14 protein-coding genes and 1 pseudogene are annotated in these 17,562 nt (G+C 63.2%); 1 reads left to right on the forward strand and 14 read right to left on the reverse strand.

The genetic code is table 11. The annotated features are described in order from the left end of the window. Window position 1: 1 nt before the first annotated feature. From phoB to LDZ26_RS08755, 10 genes and pseudogenes are all read right to left on the reverse strand, one after another. The gene (phoB, locus tag LDZ26_RS08710) at window positions 2-703 is read right to left on the reverse strand and encodes a phosphate regulon transcriptional regulator PhoB (protein ID WP_159836615.1); all 702 of its coding nucleotides are present in this window, start codon (window positions 701-703) and stop codon (window positions 2-4) included. A gap of 40 nt (window positions 704-743) precedes the next feature. Further along, a complete protein-coding gene (gene phoU / locus LDZ26_RS08715; protein WP_244846879.1) occupies window positions 744-1,448 on the reverse strand; it encodes a phosphate signaling complex protein PhoU in 705 nt (234 codons plus the stop codon). A 42-nt stretch (window positions 1,449-1,490) separates the two neighbouring features. Beyond that, window positions 1,491-2,366: a phosphate ABC transporter ATP-binding protein PstB gene (gene pstB / locus LDZ26_RS08720; RefSeq protein WP_244846880.1), complete on the reverse strand. Its 876-nt coding sequence runs from the start codon at window positions 2,364-2,366 to the stop codon at window positions 1,491-1,493. Between the two features lie 15 nt (window positions 2,367-2,381). After that, a complete protein-coding gene (gene pstA, locus LDZ26_RS08725; RefSeq protein WP_370650544.1) occupies window positions 2,382-3,269 on the reverse strand; it encodes a phosphate ABC transporter permease PstA in 888 nt (295 codons plus the stop codon). Beyond that, on the reverse strand, window positions 3,266-4,249 hold the full coding sequence (gene pstC, locus LDZ26_RS08730; RefSeq protein WP_244846881.1) for a phosphate ABC transporter permease PstC: 984 nt from the start codon (window positions 4,247-4,249) through the stop codon (window positions 3,266-3,268). The genes pstA and pstC overlap by 4 nt, the downstream gene beginning before the upstream one ends. A gap of 164 nt (window positions 4,250-4,413) precedes the next feature. Beyond that, window positions 4,414-5,445: a phosphate ABC transporter substrate-binding protein PstS gene (gene pstS / locus LDZ26_RS08735; protein ID WP_244846882.1), complete on the reverse strand. Its 1,032-nt coding sequence runs from the start codon at window positions 5,443-5,445 to the stop codon at window positions 4,414-4,416. A 206-nt stretch (window positions 5,446-5,651) separates the two neighbouring features. Next, window positions 5,652-7,010, reverse strand: a complete 1,359-nt coding sequence (gene glmM, locus LDZ26_RS08740) for a phosphoglucosamine mutase (protein WP_244846883.1) — start codon at window positions 7,008-7,010, stop codon at window positions 5,652-5,654. 116 nt (window positions 7,011-7,126) lie between these two features. Then, window positions 7,127-7,918 (reverse strand): annotated as a pseudogene (folP, locus tag LDZ26_RS08745) (dihydropteroate synthase); the annotation flags it as partial. A 195-nt stretch (window positions 7,919-8,113) separates the two neighbouring features. After that, window positions 8,114-10,000, reverse strand: coding sequence for an ATP-dependent zinc metalloprotease FtsH (gene ftsH, locus LDZ26_RS08750; protein WP_175944393.1), 1,887 nt, complete (start codon window positions 9,998-10,000; stop codon window positions 8,114-8,116). Window positions 10,001-10,173: 173 nt separating this feature from the next. After that, window positions 10,174-10,848, reverse strand: a complete 675-nt coding sequence (locus LDZ26_RS08755; protein ID WP_244846884.1) for an RlmE family RNA methyltransferase — start codon at window positions 10,846-10,848, stop codon at window positions 10,174-10,176. Between the two features lie 364 nt (window positions 10,849-11,212). On the opposite strand from LDZ26_RS08755, the gene LDZ26_RS08760 reads away from it, so the two are divergent. Continuing rightward, window positions 11,213-11,752, forward strand: coding sequence for a YhbY family RNA-binding protein (locus LDZ26_RS08760; RefSeq protein WP_244846885.1), 540 nt, complete (start codon window positions 11,213-11,215; stop codon window positions 11,750-11,752). A gap of 47 nt (window positions 11,753-11,799) precedes the next feature. Here the strand turns inward: LDZ26_RS08760 and LDZ26_RS08765 are convergent, their stop codons facing one another. The 4 genes from LDZ26_RS08765 to carA all read right to left on the reverse strand — a co-directional run bounded on the left by LDZ26_RS08765 (window position 11,800) and on the right by carA (window position 17,330). Beyond that, window positions 11,800-12,321 carry a DUF4149 domain-containing protein gene (locus LDZ26_RS08765; protein WP_370650545.1) on the reverse strand — a complete coding sequence of 174 codons (522 nt, stop codon included), beginning with the start codon at window positions 12,319-12,321 and terminating at the stop codon, window positions 11,800-11,802. Further along, window positions 12,321-12,797 (reverse strand): transcription elongation factor GreA, encoded by a 477-nt coding sequence (gene greA / locus LDZ26_RS08770; RefSeq protein ID WP_175944399.1) that lies wholly within the window; start codon window positions 12,795-12,797, stop codon window positions 12,321-12,323. The genes LDZ26_RS08765 and greA overlap by 1 nt, the downstream gene beginning before the upstream one ends. 114 nt (window positions 12,798-12,911) lie before the next feature. Continuing rightward, entirely contained in the window at window positions 12,912-16,166 is a 3,255-nt protein-coding gene (carB, locus tag LDZ26_RS08775; protein ID WP_244846886.1) for a carbamoyl-phosphate synthase large subunit, read from the reverse strand. A gap of 21 nt (window positions 16,167-16,187) precedes the next feature. After that, window positions 16,188-17,330: a glutamine-hydrolyzing carbamoyl-phosphate synthase small subunit gene (carA, locus tag LDZ26_RS08780; RefSeq protein WP_244846887.1), complete on the reverse strand. Its 1,143-nt coding sequence runs from the start codon at window positions 17,328-17,330 to the stop codon at window positions 16,188-16,190. Between the last annotated feature and the right edge of the window lie 232 nt (window positions 17,331-17,562).

A 17,562-nucleotide genomic window follows, 5' to 3' on the forward strand; every position in this document is an offset into this window, starting at 1 on the left:
CTCAGGCGCCCTTCGCGAGCCGGTAGCCGCTGCCGCGTACCGTTTCGATCATAGCATCGCAGCCTGCGGGCTTGAGCGCGGCGCGCAGACGCTTGATGTGCACATCGACCGTGCGCTCCTCGACGAACACGTGATCCCCCCAGACCTGATCGAGCAGCTGCGTGCGGCTGTGCACGCGCTCCGGATGCGTCATGAAGAAATGCAGCAGGCGGAACTCCGTCGGCCCGAGATCGAGCTTGATGTCGTTGCCCGAATGATTCGCCGCCACGCGATGCGTCGCCGGATCGAGCCGCAGGCCGTTGATCGCGACGACGTCTTCCGTCAACTGCGGCGCGCGCCGGCGCAGCACCGCCTTGATGCGCGCCATCAGTTCCTTCGGCGAGAACGGCTTGGTCACGTAATCGTCCGCGCCGATTTCGAGTCCGAGCACCTTGTCCTGCTCGTCGCCGCGCGCGGTGAGCATGATGATCGGAATGTGCTTCGTGCGCTCGTTGTTGCGCAGCTCGCGCGCGAACGCGATGCCGGACTTCGCGGGCAGCATCCAGTCGAGCAGCACGAGGTCGGGCAGCACGTCGCTGATCAGGTTTTGCGCCTGCTCCGCGTTATAGGCGCGAATCGGGCAATGTCCCGCATGTTGCAGATTCACCGAGATCAGCTCGGAGATCGCGGGTTCGTCTTCGACGACGAGGATACTGCTGGGCATCGGCACCTCTTGACCTTTTTGCTTGAAGTGAATCGTTGGATTAACTGAGCGCCTCGCGTTCGAGCTGGTCGCGCGAGATGTGGCGCACGTCCGTGCCCTTCACGATGTAGATGATGAACTCGGCGATGTTCTTCGCGTGATCGCCGATACGCTCGACCGCTTTGGCGATGAAGAGATAATCGAGCCCCGCCGAAATGGTGCGCGGGTCTTCCATCATGTAGGTCACGAGCTTCCGTACGAAGGCGCGGAATTCGTCGTCGATGGCCTTGTCGTCGCGCACGATCTGCGCGGCGGCGACCGTATCGAGACGCGCGAACGCATCGAGCGCACGGCGCAGAATCGACACGGCCATCTCGCCCGAGAGCTTGATTTCCGCGATGTTCACCGTGCGGCCCGCGCCGTCTTCGTTGATGCGCTTCACGCGCTTCGCGATCTTCTCGGCTTCGTCGCCGGCGCGTTCGAGATTCGTGATGGTCTTCGAGATCGCCATGAGCAGACGCAGGTCGCGCGCGGCCGGCTGACGGCGCGCGATGATGTTGCTGCACTCCTCGTCGATTTCGACTTCCATCGTATTCAGGCGCGCTTCCGCCGCGATCACCCGATCGGCGATCTGCACGTCGAATTCGTTCAGCGCCTGCATCGCCGCGGTGATCTGCGACTCGACGAGACCGCCCATTTCCAGCACTTTCGAGGACACCGCGTTCAGATCGGCGTCGAACTGGCTCGACAGATGTTTATCGGACATGTTCTGCTCCTGTAGTCCTTTGTTCGTTGGCTGACCGGCCGATCAGCCAAAGCGGCCCGTGATGTAGTCTTCCGTTTCCTTGCGGGCCGGCTTGATGAAGATCTTTTCCGTGTCGCCAAATTCGATCAATTCACCGAGGTACATATAGGCAGTGTAGTCCGAGCAGCGCGCGGCCTGTTGCATGTTGTGCGTGACGATCACGACCGTGTAGTCGCTCTTCAGCTCCGCGATCAGTTCTTCGATGCGGCCGGTCGAAATCGGATCGAGCGCCGAGCACGGTTCGTCGAGCAGCAGCACTTCCGGCCGGATGGCGATGCCGCGCGCAATGCACAGACGCTGCTGCTGGCCGCCCGAAAGACCGTAGCCGCTTTGCGTGAGCTTGTCCTTCACTTCGGTCCAGAGCGCAGCCTTCGTGAGCGCCCATTCCACGCGGTCGTCCATTTCCGAGCGCGACAGCTGCTCGAACATCTTCACGCCGAACGCGATGTTGTCGTAGATCGACATCGGGAACGGCGTCGGCTTCTGGAACACCATGCCGACGCGCGCGCGCAAGAGCGAGATGTCCTTGGTCGTGTCGAGCAGATTGGCGCCGTCCATCAGGATCTCGCCTTCCGCGCGCTGCTCCGGATAGAGCGCGTACATCTTGTTGAACGTGCGCAAGAGCGTGGACTTGCCGCATCCCGAAGGACCGATGAACGCGGTCACTTTCTTCTCCGGAATGCGCAAGTTGATGTTCTTCAGCGCGTGATACTTGTTGTAGAAGAAGTTGAGGTTGTTCACCTCGATCTTCGGCTTGATGGAATCCGCCGGTTGCGAACCGTGCGTCGGACGTACGCTGCCCGGCGCCGGGCCGCGCTCCACCGGCTTGTCTTCAGTCTTCGAATTCAGGTGGCTGACACCACTTTCGACCATGTTCATGGAATCACTCCACCCTTATTTCTTGGAGAAAATCGCGCGCGCCAGGATATTCAGACCCAGCACGCCGAGCGTAATCAGGAACACGCCGGCCCACGCGAGCGTTTGCCATTGCGGGAACGGACTCATCGCGAACTTGTAGATCGTCACCGGCAAGTTCGCCACCGGCTGATTCATGTCGAGCGTGAAGAACTGGTTCGACAGCGCCGTGAAGAGCAGCGGCGCGGTCTCGCCTGCAATGCGCGCAACCGCCAGCAGCACGCCCGTCACGATGCCGCCAACCGACGCCTTCAGCGTGATCGACATCACCATCTTCCACTTCGGCGTGCCGAGCGCGAAGGCGGCCTCTCGCAGCGCGTTGGGCACGAGGTTCAGCATGTTTTCCGTCGTGCGGATGACGATGGGAATCTGCAAGAGTCCGAGCGCGATCACGCCGGCCCAGCCCGAGAAACGCCCCATCTTCGCGACGACGAGCGCATAAACAAAGAGACCGACGACGATGGACGGCGCGGACAACAGAATGTCGTTGATGAAGCGCGTCACGTTCGCGAGCCAGCGCTTCTGCCCGTATTCCGCGAGATACACGCCCGCGAGAATGCCGAGCGGCGTGCCGATGCACGTTGCGAGCACGACGAGCATGAGACTGCCGACGATCGCGTTGGCGAGACCGCCGCCATCGGTGTTCGGCGGAGGCGTCGACTGCGTGAACAGTTCGACGGAGAGGCCCGAGACGCCGAGCTTCAGCGTCGTGAAGAGAATCCACACGAGCCAGATAAGGCCGAACGCCATGGCCGCGAGCGAAAGCGTCAGCGCGATCGCGTTGGTGCCGCGGCGGCGGCGTTGCAGCTTCATGCGCGTGGCGACCGTGCGCTCTTGGTCCTGATTGAACGTTGCGGGACGGCTCACTTTGCACCCTCCGCACGCTGCATGCGCATCAAGAGCAGCTTCGAAAGCGCGAGCACGATGAACGTGATGACGAAGAGAATCAGGCCCAGTTCCATCAGTGCGGACGTATGCAGGCCGGGGCTCGCTTCGGCGAATTCATTTGCGAGCGCGGACGTGATGCTGTTGCCCGGCGAAAAGAGCGACACGTTGTCGAGCAGATTGGTGTTGCCGATCACGAAGGTCACCGCCATGGTCTCGCCGAGCGCGCGGCCAAGACCGAGCATGACGCCGCCGATCACGCCGGCGCGCGTGTACGGCAGCACGATCTTCCACATCACTTCCCACGTCGTGCAGCCGATGCCGTACGCCGATTCCTTCAGCAGCACCGGCGTGACTTCGAACACGTCGCGCATCACGGACGCGATGTACGGAATGATCATGATGGCGAGAATGACGCCCGCGCACAGAATGCCGATGCCGATGGGCGGCCCCTGAAACAACGCGCCGATGAGCGGCACGCCGCCGAGCAGCGCGCCGAGGGGCTTTTCGAAGTACGTCGCGAAGATCGGCGCGAATACGAGCAGGCCCCACATGCCGTAGACGATCGACGGAATCGCCGCGAGCAGTTCGATGGCGACGCCGAGCGGCCGGCGCAGCCACGTCGGCGACAGTTCCGTCAGAAAGAGCGCGATGCCGAAGCTCACCGGCACCGCGATGATCAGCGCGATGATCGAGGTGGCGATGGTGCCGTAGATGGGCACGAGCGCGCCGAAGCTCTCGCTGGGCGGATCCCACTCCGCGCGCCAGAGAAAGCTGAGGCCGAATTTCTCGATGGTCGGCATCGACGCAATGATGAGCGAGACGATGATGCCGCCAAGCAGGAGCAGCGTCACGACGGCTGCGAGCCGCGTGATGCCGCCGAAAATGATGTCGCCGATACGGCTCGGCGCGCGCTGCGATTGCGCCGCCGGCGGTGCCGACGCTAAGTTGATGTCCGACATGGGAGCCTTGGTTACGCTACGTGTCAGACGCGCGGCAACCTTTCGATCGCCGCGCGGCTTGTTGCTGCTTCTTTGCTGCTTCTTTGCTGCTTACGCTGCTTTATTTGTCCGCCGCTTCAGCTTAGGACAGTTTCAGCTTGTCTGACTGCGATACTTCCTGGCTATTACTCCGCGACCGGCTTGCCCGCGCTGTCCTTGACCTTCGCCTTCCATTGCGTGCGGATTTCCGACACGACCGATTCCGGCAGCGAGATGTAGTCGAGGTCGTTCGCAGCCTGGCCGCCGTTCTTGAACGCCCAGTCGAAGAACTTGAGCGTTTCCGCGCCCTGCGCCGCCTTGTCCTGCGTCGAATGCAGCAGCACGAAGGTCGCGCCGACGATCGGCCATGCGTCCTTGCCCGGCTCGTTCGTCAGGATCTGATAGAACGACTTCGACCAGTCCGCGCCCGCGGCCGCCGCCTTGAACGTCTCCGTCTTCGGCTCCACCACCGTGCCCGCCGAGTTCTTGAGGCCGACGTAGGTCATGTGGTTCTGCTTCGCGTACGCCCACTCGACATAGCCGATCGCGCCCGGCAGACGCTGCACGAACGCCGCGACGCCGTCGTTACCCTTGCCGCCCGTTCCCGTCGGCCAGTTGACCGTCGAACCCTCGCCCACCTTCGACTTCCAGTCGGCGTTGACCTTCGACAGATAGTTCGTCCAGATGAAGCTCGTGCCCGAGCCGTCCGCGCGGCGCACCACGGCGATATCCGTGTCCGGCAGCTTGGCCTTCGGGTTCAGCGCCGCGATAGCCGGGTCGTTCCACTTCTTGATCTTGCCGAGGTAGATGTCGCCGAGCACCTGGCCCGACAGCGTCAGTTCGCCTGCCTTCACGCCCGGCACGTTGATGACCGGCACCACGCCGCCGACCACCGTCGGGAACTGGAAGAGGCCGTCTTTCGCGAGTTCGTCATCTTTCAGCGGAGCGTCCGAGCCCGCGAAATCGACCGTCTTCGCGATGATCTGCTTCACGCCGCCCGACGACCCGATGCCCTGATAGTTGACCTTGCCGCCGCCGCTTTTCTGATAGGCATCTGCCCACTTGGTGTAGATCGGAGCTGCGAAGGTACTGCCCGCGCCGGTGATATCGGCCGCTTGCGCAGAGATGGCCAGCATTGCGCCAATTACGCCAGCGAGCGCGGTGTGCATCAATTTCATGAGACCTCCAGGGTTGAATAGCGTGTGGGACGACACGCGAAATATAGGCAGTCTCTGTGACAGTAATGTGACTCTCGGTTAAGGGCATATGACAGCCGACTTTCAAACGGAAAGTCGATCGAGCGTTCATTCGTCAGGCTGCCAACGGCAAAAAAAAAGCGGGCCGAAGCCCGCTTTTGGCGACATGCGCGTTCTTTCGCGAACGCTTACGAAGTCACGTCCTTCACGACCTGCGCAATCGTTTCCGCGTGCCGGACGGCGTCTGCCTGCGCGGCGGCTTCCACCATCACGCGCAACACCGGTTCCGTTCCCGACGCGCGGATCAAGACCCGGCCGCGCGATTCGAGGGAATGCTCGGCTTGCTCGACGGCGCGGCGGATCGCGTCGCTGTTTTTCCAGTCCGCGCCCGGTTTCATGCGCACGTTGATCAGCTTTTGCGGGAACAGGCTCACGCCGTCGAGCAGTTCGGCGAGCGTCTTGCCGCTGCGCTTGAGCGCCGCAAGCACGAGAAGCGCCGAGACGATGCCGTCGCCCGTCGAGTGCCGATCCAGCGACAAAATGTGGCCCGAACCTTCCGCGCCGAGCTGCCAGCCGTGCTCGCGCAGCTTTTCGAGCACGTAGCGGTCGCCGACCGCGGCACGGACGAACTGCACGCCCGCCTCCTTCAGCGCGACTTCGACCGCCATGTTCGTCATCAGCGTGCCGACCGCGCCTTCCACGTTGCCGTGCGTCGCAATGCGATCCTTCACCAGCACGTAGAGCAACTCGTCGCCGTTATAGAGGCGCCCGGCCGAATCGACGATCTGCAGCCGGTCCGCGTCGCCGTCCAGCGCGATGCCGATATCCGCGCCATGCTCCTTCACCGCGCGCACGAGCGCATCCGGGGCCGTCGCGCCGACGCCATCGTTGATATTGAAGCCGTTCGGCGACACGCCGATCGGCACCACTTCCGCGCCGAGTTCGTGGAACACGTGCGGCGCGACGTCGTACGCCGCGCCGTGCGCGCAGTCGACCACCAGCTTCAGGCCGCGCAAGTCGAAGCTCGCGGGGAACGTGCTCTTGCAGAATTCGATGTAACGACCGCCCGCGTCGTCGAGACGGCGCGCCTTGCCGAGCCGTTCCGACGGCGCGCAGTCCATCGGCTGTTCGAGTTGCGCCTCGATCTCGTGTTCGACTTCGTCGGGCAGCTTGTTGCCATCGGCGGAGAAGAACTTGATGCCGTTGTCCTCGTAGGGATTGTGCGACGCGCTGATGACGACGCCCGCCGACAGCCGCAGTGCGCGCGTCAGATAGGCGACGCCGGGCGTGGGCATGGGGCCCGCGAGCATCACGTCGACGCCGGCTGCCGAGAAGCCGGACTCGAGCGCCGCTTCCAGCATGTAGCCGGACACGCGCGTGTCCTTGCCGATGAGCACCGTCGGCCGGTTGCCCTTCTGTAGCGACCGGTCGCCGCCCGCAAGCACCTTGCCGGCCGCGTAGCCGAGCCTGAGCACGAAGTCCGGCGTGATCGGGGCCGCGCCGACGCGTCCGCGAATGCCGTCCGTTCCGAAATATCGTCTTGCCATTGTTGCCTGACCCTCCTCGCGGATTACGGCGCCTGTTTTGATCCGCGTTGTTCGTTGGAAAGCTGCGAGCGCGAGCGCCTTCGCCGCAGTGCTGCGACGCGAGCGCGTCTATCGTGCGCGCGACGCGCCGCCTGCCTGGTGGCTTGCCAAACTTTCAATGCGTCTACGGTCTCGGCCACATCGTGCACACGGATGATGGCCGCGCCACGTTCGGCAGCGCACACCGCCGCCGCGATGCTCGCGAATACGCGCTCGCCCGCGCTGCGACCGGTGATGGCACCGAGCATCGATTTGCGCGACATGCCGGCCAGCAGCGCGCGATGCGTGCCGACTGGCAGCGTTGCCGCGAGTTCGGCAAGTAGCGTGTAATTATGCCCGACGGTTTTGCCGAAGCCGTAGCCGGGATCGAATGTGATGCGATTCGCCGCAATGTCCGCCGCCGTGAGCGCGGCGAGCCGCTCGGCGAAAAAGTCTCGCACCGACGCGACGACGTCGTCGTAGACCGGTTCGTGCAGTTGCATCGTGCGGGGCTCGCCGAGCATGTGCATCACGCACAGTCCGCAGTTGCTGTCCTTCACCGCATCCAGCGCGCCGTCCTGACGCAGCCCCCAGATGTCGTTGATCATGTCCGCGCCCGCTTCGAGCGCGGCGCGCATCACGGCGGGCTTGTATGTATCGACCGAAAGCGGAACCTGCACGCCGCGCAATGCTTCGACAATCGGGACGACGCGTTCGAGTTCTTCGTCGAGCGGCACGGGCGGCGCGCCCGGACGAGTCGATTCGCCACCGATGTCGATCATGTCCGCGCCATCGGCGAGCATCTGCTCGGCGCGCGCCAGCGCCGCGTCGCGGGAAAGGAAGCGACCGCCGTCAGAAAACGAGTCCGGCGTGACGTTCAGGATGCCCATGACGAGCGGTCGTTCGAACGTCAGCGTGAAACGTCCGCATTGCAGCGGCTCGGCGAGGACGGGGGAGGCAGTGAGTGTGGTCAAGCGAATGGGCGAGAGCGAGTGACTGGGCGTTCGACCCGGCAGAACGCGGGCCTGAAAATAAAAATGGGCCGGCGTGCATTGCACGCCGGCCCATGATACGACTCGGGAAGCTTAGGCCGGCGCGGTTGCGCTGCCCGGCTTCACTTCGGTGCCGCTATTGCCGCTCGAAGGCGAATCGCCCGACGGCGGCGGCATGTTCTTCGGCGGACGCGGCGGACGGCCGGCCATGATGTCGCTGATCTGGTCTGCGTCGATGGTTTCCCATTCGAGCAGCGCCTTGGTCATGGCTTCGACCTTCTCGCGGTTGTCTTCCAGCAGCTTGCGCGCAAGCGCGTACTGCTCGTCGAGAATGCGGCGGATTTCAGCATCGACCTTTTGCAGCGTCGCTTCCGAAACCGTCTTCGACGCGAGCTTGCCGAACATGCCATCCGGTTCCGTGTCGACGTACACCATGGTGCCGAGCACGTCGGACATGCCGTAACGCGTGACCATGTCGCGCGCCATCTTCGTTGCGCGCTCGAAGTCGTTCGAAGCACCGGTCGACATCGAGTTCAGGAACACTTCTTCCGCTGCGCGGCCGCCGAACAGGATCGCGATTTCTTCCAGCATCTTGTCGCGATACAGATTCACGCGATCATGCTCCGGCAACTGCCACGTGACGCCCAGCGCCCAGCCGCGCGGCATGATCGTGACCTTGTGAACCGGGTCCGCATGCGGCAGCAGCTTGGCGACGACCGCGTGGCCCGACTCGTGGTACGCCGTGTTGCGGCGTTCCTCTTCGCGCATGACCGCCGACTTGCGCTCCGGACCCATGAAGATCTTGTCCTTCGCGTCCTCGAAGTCCTGCATTTCGACGATCCGCTTGCCGCGACGCGCCGCAAAGAGCGCGGCTTCGTTCACGAGGTTCGCGAGATCCGCACCCGAGAAGCCCGGCGTGCCGCGCGCGATGACCGATGCGTCCACGTCGTTCGCAATCGGCACCTTGCGCAGGTGCACCTTCATGATGTGCTCGCGGCCGCGGATGTCCGGCAGACCGACGTACACCTGGCGGTCGAAACGGCCCGGACGCAAGAGCGCCTTGTCGAGCACGTCCGAACGGTTCGTCGCGGCGATCACGATCACGCCGGAATTCGCCTCGAAGCCGTCCATTTCGACGAGCATCTGGTTCAGCGTCTGCTCGCGCTCGTCGTTGCCGCCGCCCATGCCGGCGCCGCGATGACGACCGACCGCGTCGATTTCGTCGATGAAGACGATACACGGCGCATGCTTCTTGGCCTGCTCGAACATGTCGCGCACGCGGGCCGCGCCCACGCCGACGAACATTTCCACGAAGTCCGAACCCGAAATGCTGAAGAACGGCACCTTGGCTTCGCCCGCGATGGCGCGCGCCAGAAGCGTCTTACCGGTACCCGGAGGGCCGACCAGCAGCACGCCGCGCGGAATGCGCCCGCCGAGCTTCTGGAATTTCTGCGGATCGCGCAGGAAGTCCACCAGTTCCGACACTTCTTCCTTGGCTTCGTCGCAGCCGGCCACGTCCGTGAAGTTGATCGCGTTGTTGTTTTCGTCGATCAGCCGCGCTCGCGACTTGCCGAACGAGAACGCCCCGCCTTTGCCGCCTCCCTGCATCTGCCGCATCATGTAGAACCAGAAACCGATGATCAGGATCGTCGGCCCAAGGTAGTACAGCGCGGAGACGAGCGCATTCGGTTCATCGTCAGCCTTGCCGCTGACCTGAACGCCGTATTTCATCAGATCGCCGACCATCCAGATGTCGCCGGGCGACACGATCTGGTACTTCTGGCCGTCTGTCGGAGTGACCGTGAGATTGCGCCCCTGAACCGTGACGTTCTTGACCTTGCCGTTCTTCGCGTCGTCCATGAACTGCGAATACGACACGCCTTCCTGGACGCGGGGCTTATCGAACTGCTTGAACACCGTAAACAGCACCAGTGCGATCACGAGCCACACTGCCGCTTTAGAGAACATATTGTTGTTCAAAGCACCACTCCTCACTCATAGACGGGCGCCTACATAAACCTTGCGGCGCCACCAAAGCATTCTAATCCAGACCGCTAACCCCTGCCATAAGGTTTCACTACCGCCTAAATAGCGTTAGATGGTCTTTTTTCGGCATAATCCGCGAAAATATCGCTGAAATTCGCCGACATCGTTTAAGCGGGTCCTGCAGCCGGATTTTTGAGCCGCCGCCCGAGGATAAAAGTCTCGGACGATTTGTCTCGGGACGCCTTCGGCTTGCGCGGCGCGACCACTTTGAACTGGTGCTTGAACTTCTCGACGATCTGGCTATAGCCGCTGCCATGAAAACATTTGACTAGCAGCGACCCCTCGGGTTTCAGATGGTTTTGAGCGAATTCCAGCGCCAGATCGCAAAGATGCTCGATCCGCGCCGCATCCGCACTCGCTACTCCGGAGAGGTTGGGGGCCATGTCGGAGATTACAAGGTCCACTTGCCGCTCGCCGACGATTTCGTCCAGTTGCGCGAGCACCGAGTCTTCGCGGAAGTCGCCCTGGATGAACGTCACGTCCGCGATCGGCTCCATCGGCAGAATATCGAGCGCGATGATCGTGCCGTCGATGCCGCCTTCGCGCTGCGCGTCGCGCTTCGAACCCTGCGCGAGCTTGTTGCGCGCGTACTGGCTCCAGCTTCCGGGCGTCGAACCCAGATCGACGATGACCTGCCCCGGCTTGATGAGCTTGTCCTGCTCGTCGATCTCCTTGAGCTTGTACGCCGCGCGGGCCCGATAGCCCTCGCGCTGCGCCATCTTCACGTACGGATCGTTGATGTGGTCATGCAACCACGAATGATTGAAGCGATTCTTTGCCATTCAAGCTGAACTCATGCCGCGTTCGTGCGGCGTGGAAGGTGTTTCGGTGGCGCGAGCAACGCGCGCCAATGCGTGGTCTCCGGATTGCGTGCCCCTGCGTGTCGTTGCTTGCCGTTGCGTGCGCGAAAACTTGCAGCAACATGCGGCGCTTTTAGCGGATAATACCCGTCTTGTCGGCCGGAACGTTTCCGCGGGCGCTCGAATGCGCCCGGCAATCGCGTCTCCGGCCTATTTTGTTTTTGGCGGCGGTCCACCTCGGCCGGCCGAACCAGGCCATCTTGCCGGCTTCTTCGCACTTCGCATTACGCGTCTGGCACGCCGTCAGGCCCGCGCCGCCCTATTTTAGTCGACTCCCCAATTTCTCATGCCAGCTCTCGAACTCTCTCCTGCCCAACGCTCCGACCTGCGCTCCCAGGCCCATGCGCTCAAGCCCGTCGTGCTCGTCGGCGCGGAGGGTTTGACGGATGCCGTGCTGAACGAAATCGGCGTGCACCTCGAAGCGCACCAGCTCATCAAGATTCGCGTATTCGGCGACGACCGCGAGGCGCGCATCGCCATTTACGACGAAATCTGCGACCGCCTGAACGCAGCGCCTATCCAGCATATCGGCAAGCTGCTGGTCATCTGGAGGCCCGAAGGCGCCGCGCCGGCCAAGAGCCGCGGAACGCGCACGCGCAGCACCATGCCGCCGAGCGCGGCCGAAGCCGTCGAGCGTCCTTCGAAGGGCCGCGCGCCGCGCATCGTCAAGGCCGTAAAGATTTCGCGCGATGCGCCTGCGTTCAAAAAGCCCAAGAAGCAGACGCTCAAGGTGCTCGGCAATGAGCGCGTGACCGCGGGCGGTAACGTGAAGCGCGCGAAGAAGCGTCAGACGAGCTCGAAGCGCCAGCATCAGGCCGCGAAGTAAGCAGCGCGGCGCGAGAACGCTCGCGCCGCATGCGGCCACGGCGCGGATCAGCTCCGCGCCCGCTTGGCCGCCATCTTCGCCGACTTGTTCTTCGGCACGATGGCGCTAGGCGCACTGCCCGGCAAGCGCCACACGAGCGCAATGCCGAAAAGACATTCGATCAGATAGATGGCGCTCGATATGCCGTGCAGAATGCCGAACTGCCGCGCATAGGGCGAACTGGCGAGATCGGTGCCGGCTGCCTGCGCCGCCATGCGCAGCGAGTTCATGAACGGCTGCAACGCGAAGTAACCGGCGAGCACGCACACCAGCATGACCGCGACAATCCACCGCACGCGCTTATAGTCGGCGATACCGCTTTTCACGAAGCGATTGCCGATCAGAATCAGAACCAACGCGCTGACGACGCCGACGAACGCCTCGATTCTGAAGTACTGCGCGGCCACCGATCCGGCCACGGCAGAGTCCAGCATCGAAAAGAGAACGGGCGTGGCGACGAGGCCGAGCGTCAGCAGGCTGCCGACCCAGAGCATGCTGACGATGCGAAAAACGCGGTGCGCGATGGCCATCAGACGTAACGGACAGCGATGATTTCGTACTCGCGCGCGCCGCCCGGCGCCTGCACCGACGCGACGTCGCCTTCAGACTTCGAAATCAGCGCGCGCGCAATCGGCGAGCTCACCGAGATCAGGCCGTGATCGATATCCGCTTCGTCGTCGCCGACGATCTGGTAGGTCACGGTGTCGCCGGATTCCAGGTCTTCCAATTCGACGGTCGCGCCGAACACCACGCGGCCGTCGGCATCCACGGTCGTCGGGTCGATCACTTGCGCCGCGGCCAGCTTCGATTCGAGTTCGGCGATCCGGCCCTCGATGAAACCCTGCTTCTCCTTCGCGGCATCGTATTCTGCGTTCTCAGACAGATCGCCCTGCGCGCGCGCTTCCGCGATCGCGTTGATGACCGCCGGACGCTCGACAGCCTTCAGGCGTTGCAATTCGTCGCGCAGCAACTCCGCGCCGCGCTTGGTCAAGGGAATCGTGCTCATAGACAACCCAAAGCAAAAAACAGCCGTAAAAAAATTACCGCGGTTAGCGCATCTCCCGTATGAGGAGATACCGCTCAACCGCGGCTCGTGTTACTTAGACCAGTCGTCGAAGCCTTAGTTTAGGCGAGCATGCAAGCCTTGTAAATCATAGACTTCCAAATCGCGCAGATAACGCAGGCCTTCCACGGCGGCACGCGCGCCGGACATCGTCGTGTAGTACGTGACCTTATTGGCCTGCGCGCTCATGCGAATCGAGCGCGAATCGGCGATCGCCGCGCGGGTTTCATCGACCGTCGTGAAGACGAGCGCGATCTCGCCGTTCTTGATCATGTCGACGATATGCGGCCGGCCGTCCTTCACCTTGTTGACGACCTTGACCGGCACGCCCGCCGCCGCGATGGCCGCAGCCGTGCCCTTGGTCGCGACGATCGGATAGCCGAGCTCGTGCAGCATGCTCGCCACTTCGACCGCCTTCGGCTTGTCCGCGTCCATCACCGTGAGAAGCACCGTGCCCGATTCCGGCAAGCGCGAACCGGCCGCGAGCTGCGACTTGAAGAGCGCCTCGCCGAACGTGCGGCCCACGCCCATCACTTCGCCGGTCGAACGCATTTCCGGTCCGAGAACCGGATCGACGGTCGGGAACTTGACGAACGGGAACACCGCTTCCTTCACGCTGAAGTACGGCGGCACGATTTCCTTCGTCACGCCTTGCTGCGCGAGCGTCTGACCGACCATGGCGCGCGCGGCGATTTTCGCGAGCGGCAGGCTCGTCGCCTTCGACACATACGGCACCGTGCGCGATGCGCGCGGGTTCACTTCCAGCACGTAGATGACGTCCTTCTTCGTGCCGTCTTCCTGCGGAACCTGCTGGATGGCGAACTGCACGTTCATCAGGCCGACGACGTTCAGCGCCTTGGCCATCGCTGCGGTTTGACGCTTCAGCTCGTCGACGGTCGCATCCGACAGCGAATACGGCGGCAGCGAACAGGCCGAATCGCCCGAATGCACGCCCGCCTGCTCGATGTGCTCCATCACGCCGCCGATGAACACGGCTTCGCCGTCCGAGATGCAGTCGACGTCGCATTCGATCGCGTCGTTGAGGAAGCGGTCGAGCAGCACCGGCGAATCGTTCGACACCTTCACGGCCTCGCGCATGTAGCGTTCGAGGTCGCGCGGCTCGTGCACGATTTCCATCGCGCGGCCGCCCAGCACATACGAAGGACGCACGACGAGCGGATAACCGATCTCTTCCGCGAGCTTCAGCGCTTCGTCTTCCGCGCGCGCGGTGCGATTCGGCGGCTGACGCAGATCCAGATCCTTCAGCAGCTTCTGGAAGCGTTCGCGGTCTTCGGCGGCGTCGATCATGTCCGGCGACGTGCCGATGATCGGTACACCGTTCGCCTCGAGATCCAGCGCGAGCTTGAGCGGCGTCTGGCCGCCGTACTGCACGATCACGCCGACCGGCTTTTCCAGATCGACGACTTCGAGCACGTCTTCGAGCGTGAGCGATTCGAAGTAGAGGCGGTCGGAGGTGTCGTAGTCCGTGGACACGGTCTCCGGATTGCAGTTGACCATGATGGTTTCATAGCCGTCTTCGCGCATGGCGAGCGCGGCGTGAACGCAGCAGTAGTCGAACTCGATGCCCTGCCCGATCCGGTTCGGCCCGCCGCCGAGCACCATGATCTTCTTCTTGTCCGTCGGATTCGCTTCGCACTCTTCCTCGTAGGTCGAGTACATGTAGGCGGTCTTCGTCGCGAATTCGGCCGCGCACGTGTCGACGCGCTTGTACACCGGACGCACCTTCAGCGCATGGCGCTTCTTGCGCACGTCGGCTTGCGTCGAGCCCGTGAGTTTGGCGAGACGCCGATCCGAGAAGCCGCTCTTTTTCAGATACAGCAGTTCGTCACGCGTGAGGCTTTCGAGCGTGCGGCCTTGCAGCGCCTTTTCCTTCAGCACGATTTGTTCGATCTGCGCGAGGAACCACGGATCGATCGACGTTTCCTCGAAGATTTCCTCGGGCGTGAGGCCGAGGCGGAACGCGTCGCCGAGATACCAGATGCGGTCCGGGCCCGGCTCGCCGATCTCGCGGATCACTTCGTCGCGGCTCGTGGTCTTTTCGTCGAGACCGTCCACGCCGACTTCCAGACCGCGCAGCGCCTTCTGGAACGACTCCTGGAACGTGCGGCCGATGGCCATGACTTCGCCGACCGACTTCATCTGCGTCGTGAGACGCGAATCGGCTTCGCGGAATTTCTCGAACGCGAAACGCGGCACCTTCGTCACGACATAGTCGATGGTCGGCTCGAACGATGCCGGCGTCTGCCCGCCGGTGATTTCGTTCTTGAGCTCGTCGAGCGTGTAGCCGCATGCGAGCTTCGCGGCGACCTTGGCGATCGGGAAGCCCGTCGCCTTCGATGCCAAAGCGGATGAGCGCGACACACGCGGATTCATTTCGATGACGACCATGCGGCCGTCCTTCGGATTGATCGCGAACTGCACGTTCGAGCCGCCCGTGTCCACGCCGATCTCGCGCAGCACCGCGAGCGACGCGTTACGCAGCACCTGATACTCCTTGTCGGTGAGCGTCTGCGCGGGCGCGACGGTGATGGAGTCGCCGGTGTGCACGCCCATCGGATCGAGGTTTTCGATGGAGCACACGATGATGCAGTTGTCCTTTTTATCGCGGACCACTTCCATCTCGTACTCTTTCCAGCCGAGCAGCGATTCTTCGATCAAGAGCTCGCGCGTCGGCGAAAGATCGAGACCGCGACGGCAGATTTCCTCGAACTCTTCCTTGTTGTACGCGATGCCGCCGCCCGATCCGCCGAGCGTGAACGACGGCCGGATCACGGTCGGATAACCGCCGCTGCCGGTCGCTTCGGCGATCTGGGCCTGCACGGCGAGCGCCTCTTCCATCGAATGCGCGATGCCCGACTTGGCCGAACCGAGGCCGATCTTGGTCATCGCGTCCTTGAACTTCTGGCGGTCTTCCGCCTTGTCGATGGCTTCCGGCGACGCGCCGATCAGCTCGACGTTGTACTTCTCCAGCACGCCGTGATGGAACAGGTCGAGCGCGCAATTGAGCGCGGTCTGCCCGCCCATGGTCGGCAGGATCGCGTCCGGGCGCTCTTTCGCGATGATGCGCTCGACCACTTCCCACGAGATCGGCTCGATGTAGGTGACGTCCGCCGTGTTCGGGTCGGTCATGATCGTCGCGGGATTGCTGTTGACGAGAATGACCTTGTAGCCTTCCTCGCGCAGCGCCTTGCACGCCTGCGCGCCGGAATAGTCGAACTCGCACGCCTGACCGATGATGATCGGGCCCGCGCCGATGATGAGAATGCTCTTGATGTCTGTGCGCTTCGGCATAACTGTGCTCTGTGGTGTTCTTTATGCGGCGACCTTCGCCGTCTCCATCAGCTTGATGAAGCGGTCGAACAGATACGCGATGTCGTGCGGGCCGGGCGACGCTTCCGGATGGCCCTGGAAGCAGAACGCGGGCTTGTCGGTCAGCGCGAAGCCTTGCAACGTGCCGTCGAAGAGCGAGACGTGCGTGACCTTCGCGTTCGCGGGGAGCGTCGCGGCATCGACCGCGAAGCCGTGGTTCTGCGACGTGATCACGACGCGGCCGTCTTCCATGTCCTTCACCGGATGGTTCGCGCCGTGGTGGCCGGTCTTCATCTTCGTGGTCTTGGCACCGACGGCGAGCCCCATGATCTGATGCCCGAGGCAGATGCCGAACGTGGGAATGCCGCGCTCGATGAATTCACGCGTGGCGGCGATCGCGTAGTCGCACGGTTCGGGGTCGCCGGGGCCGTTGGACAGGAAGATGCCGTCCGGGTTGAGCGCCAGCGCGTCGGCGGCGGTCGCTTCGGCGGGAAGCACGGTCACGTGACAGCCGCGCTCGGCCAGCATGCGGAGGATGTTGTACTTCACGCCGTAATCGAACGCGACGACGCGGAATTTCGGCGCGTCCTGCGTGCCGTAGCCGCTGCCGAGGCGCCATTCGCGCTGCGTCCATTCGTAACGCTCTTTCGTCGACACGACCTTCGCGAGGTCCATGCCGGCGAGTCCGGGGAACGAGCGCGCGAGTTCGAGAGCCTTCGCCTCGTCGTCGCTGCCGGCGAGGATGCAGCCGTTCTGCGCGCCCTTGTCGCGCAGAATGCGCGTGAGCTTGCGCGTGTCGATGCCCGCAATGGCGGGGATGCCCTGCGCCTTCAGATAGTCGGAGAGGGTTTGCTCGGAACGGAAATTCGAAGCGAGCACCGGCAGATCACGGATGATGAGGCCGGCGGCATGGACTCGGCTGGCTTCGACGTCCTCGGCGTTGACGCCGACGTTGCCGATGTGCGGATAAGTCAGGGTGACGATCTGGCGGGCGTAGCTCGGATCGGTCAGGATTTCCTGATAGCCGGTGATCGCGGTGTTGAACACCACTTCGCCGATCGTCGAACCTGCGGCGCCGATCGATTGACCACGAAAGACCGTGCCGTCGGCAAGTGCGAGAAGTGCTGGGGAGAATGACGGCAACACGGGAAGCTCCTTGGGGAACACCCTGTTACCGACCTGTCTGTCCGAAATTCAGGCGTGGGGCCGCGGCACGAAGCGAGCGCGGGCATCCTTGCGCGAGGGCGGCGGCTTACACGCGGGAAACCCGGGAATCGAAGCTCGGACCGGCATGCTCGCAGCGAGCGAACGAGGTTGCCAAGCGGACGATTGCGACGTGCAGCGCGCGCTGCCAGGCGCAGCGAACGACGGTGTATGG

The organism is Caballeronia sp. SL2Y3 (assembly GCF_022879575.1).
Classification (GTDB): Bacteria; Pseudomonadota; Gammaproteobacteria; order Burkholderiales; family Burkholderiaceae; genus Caballeronia.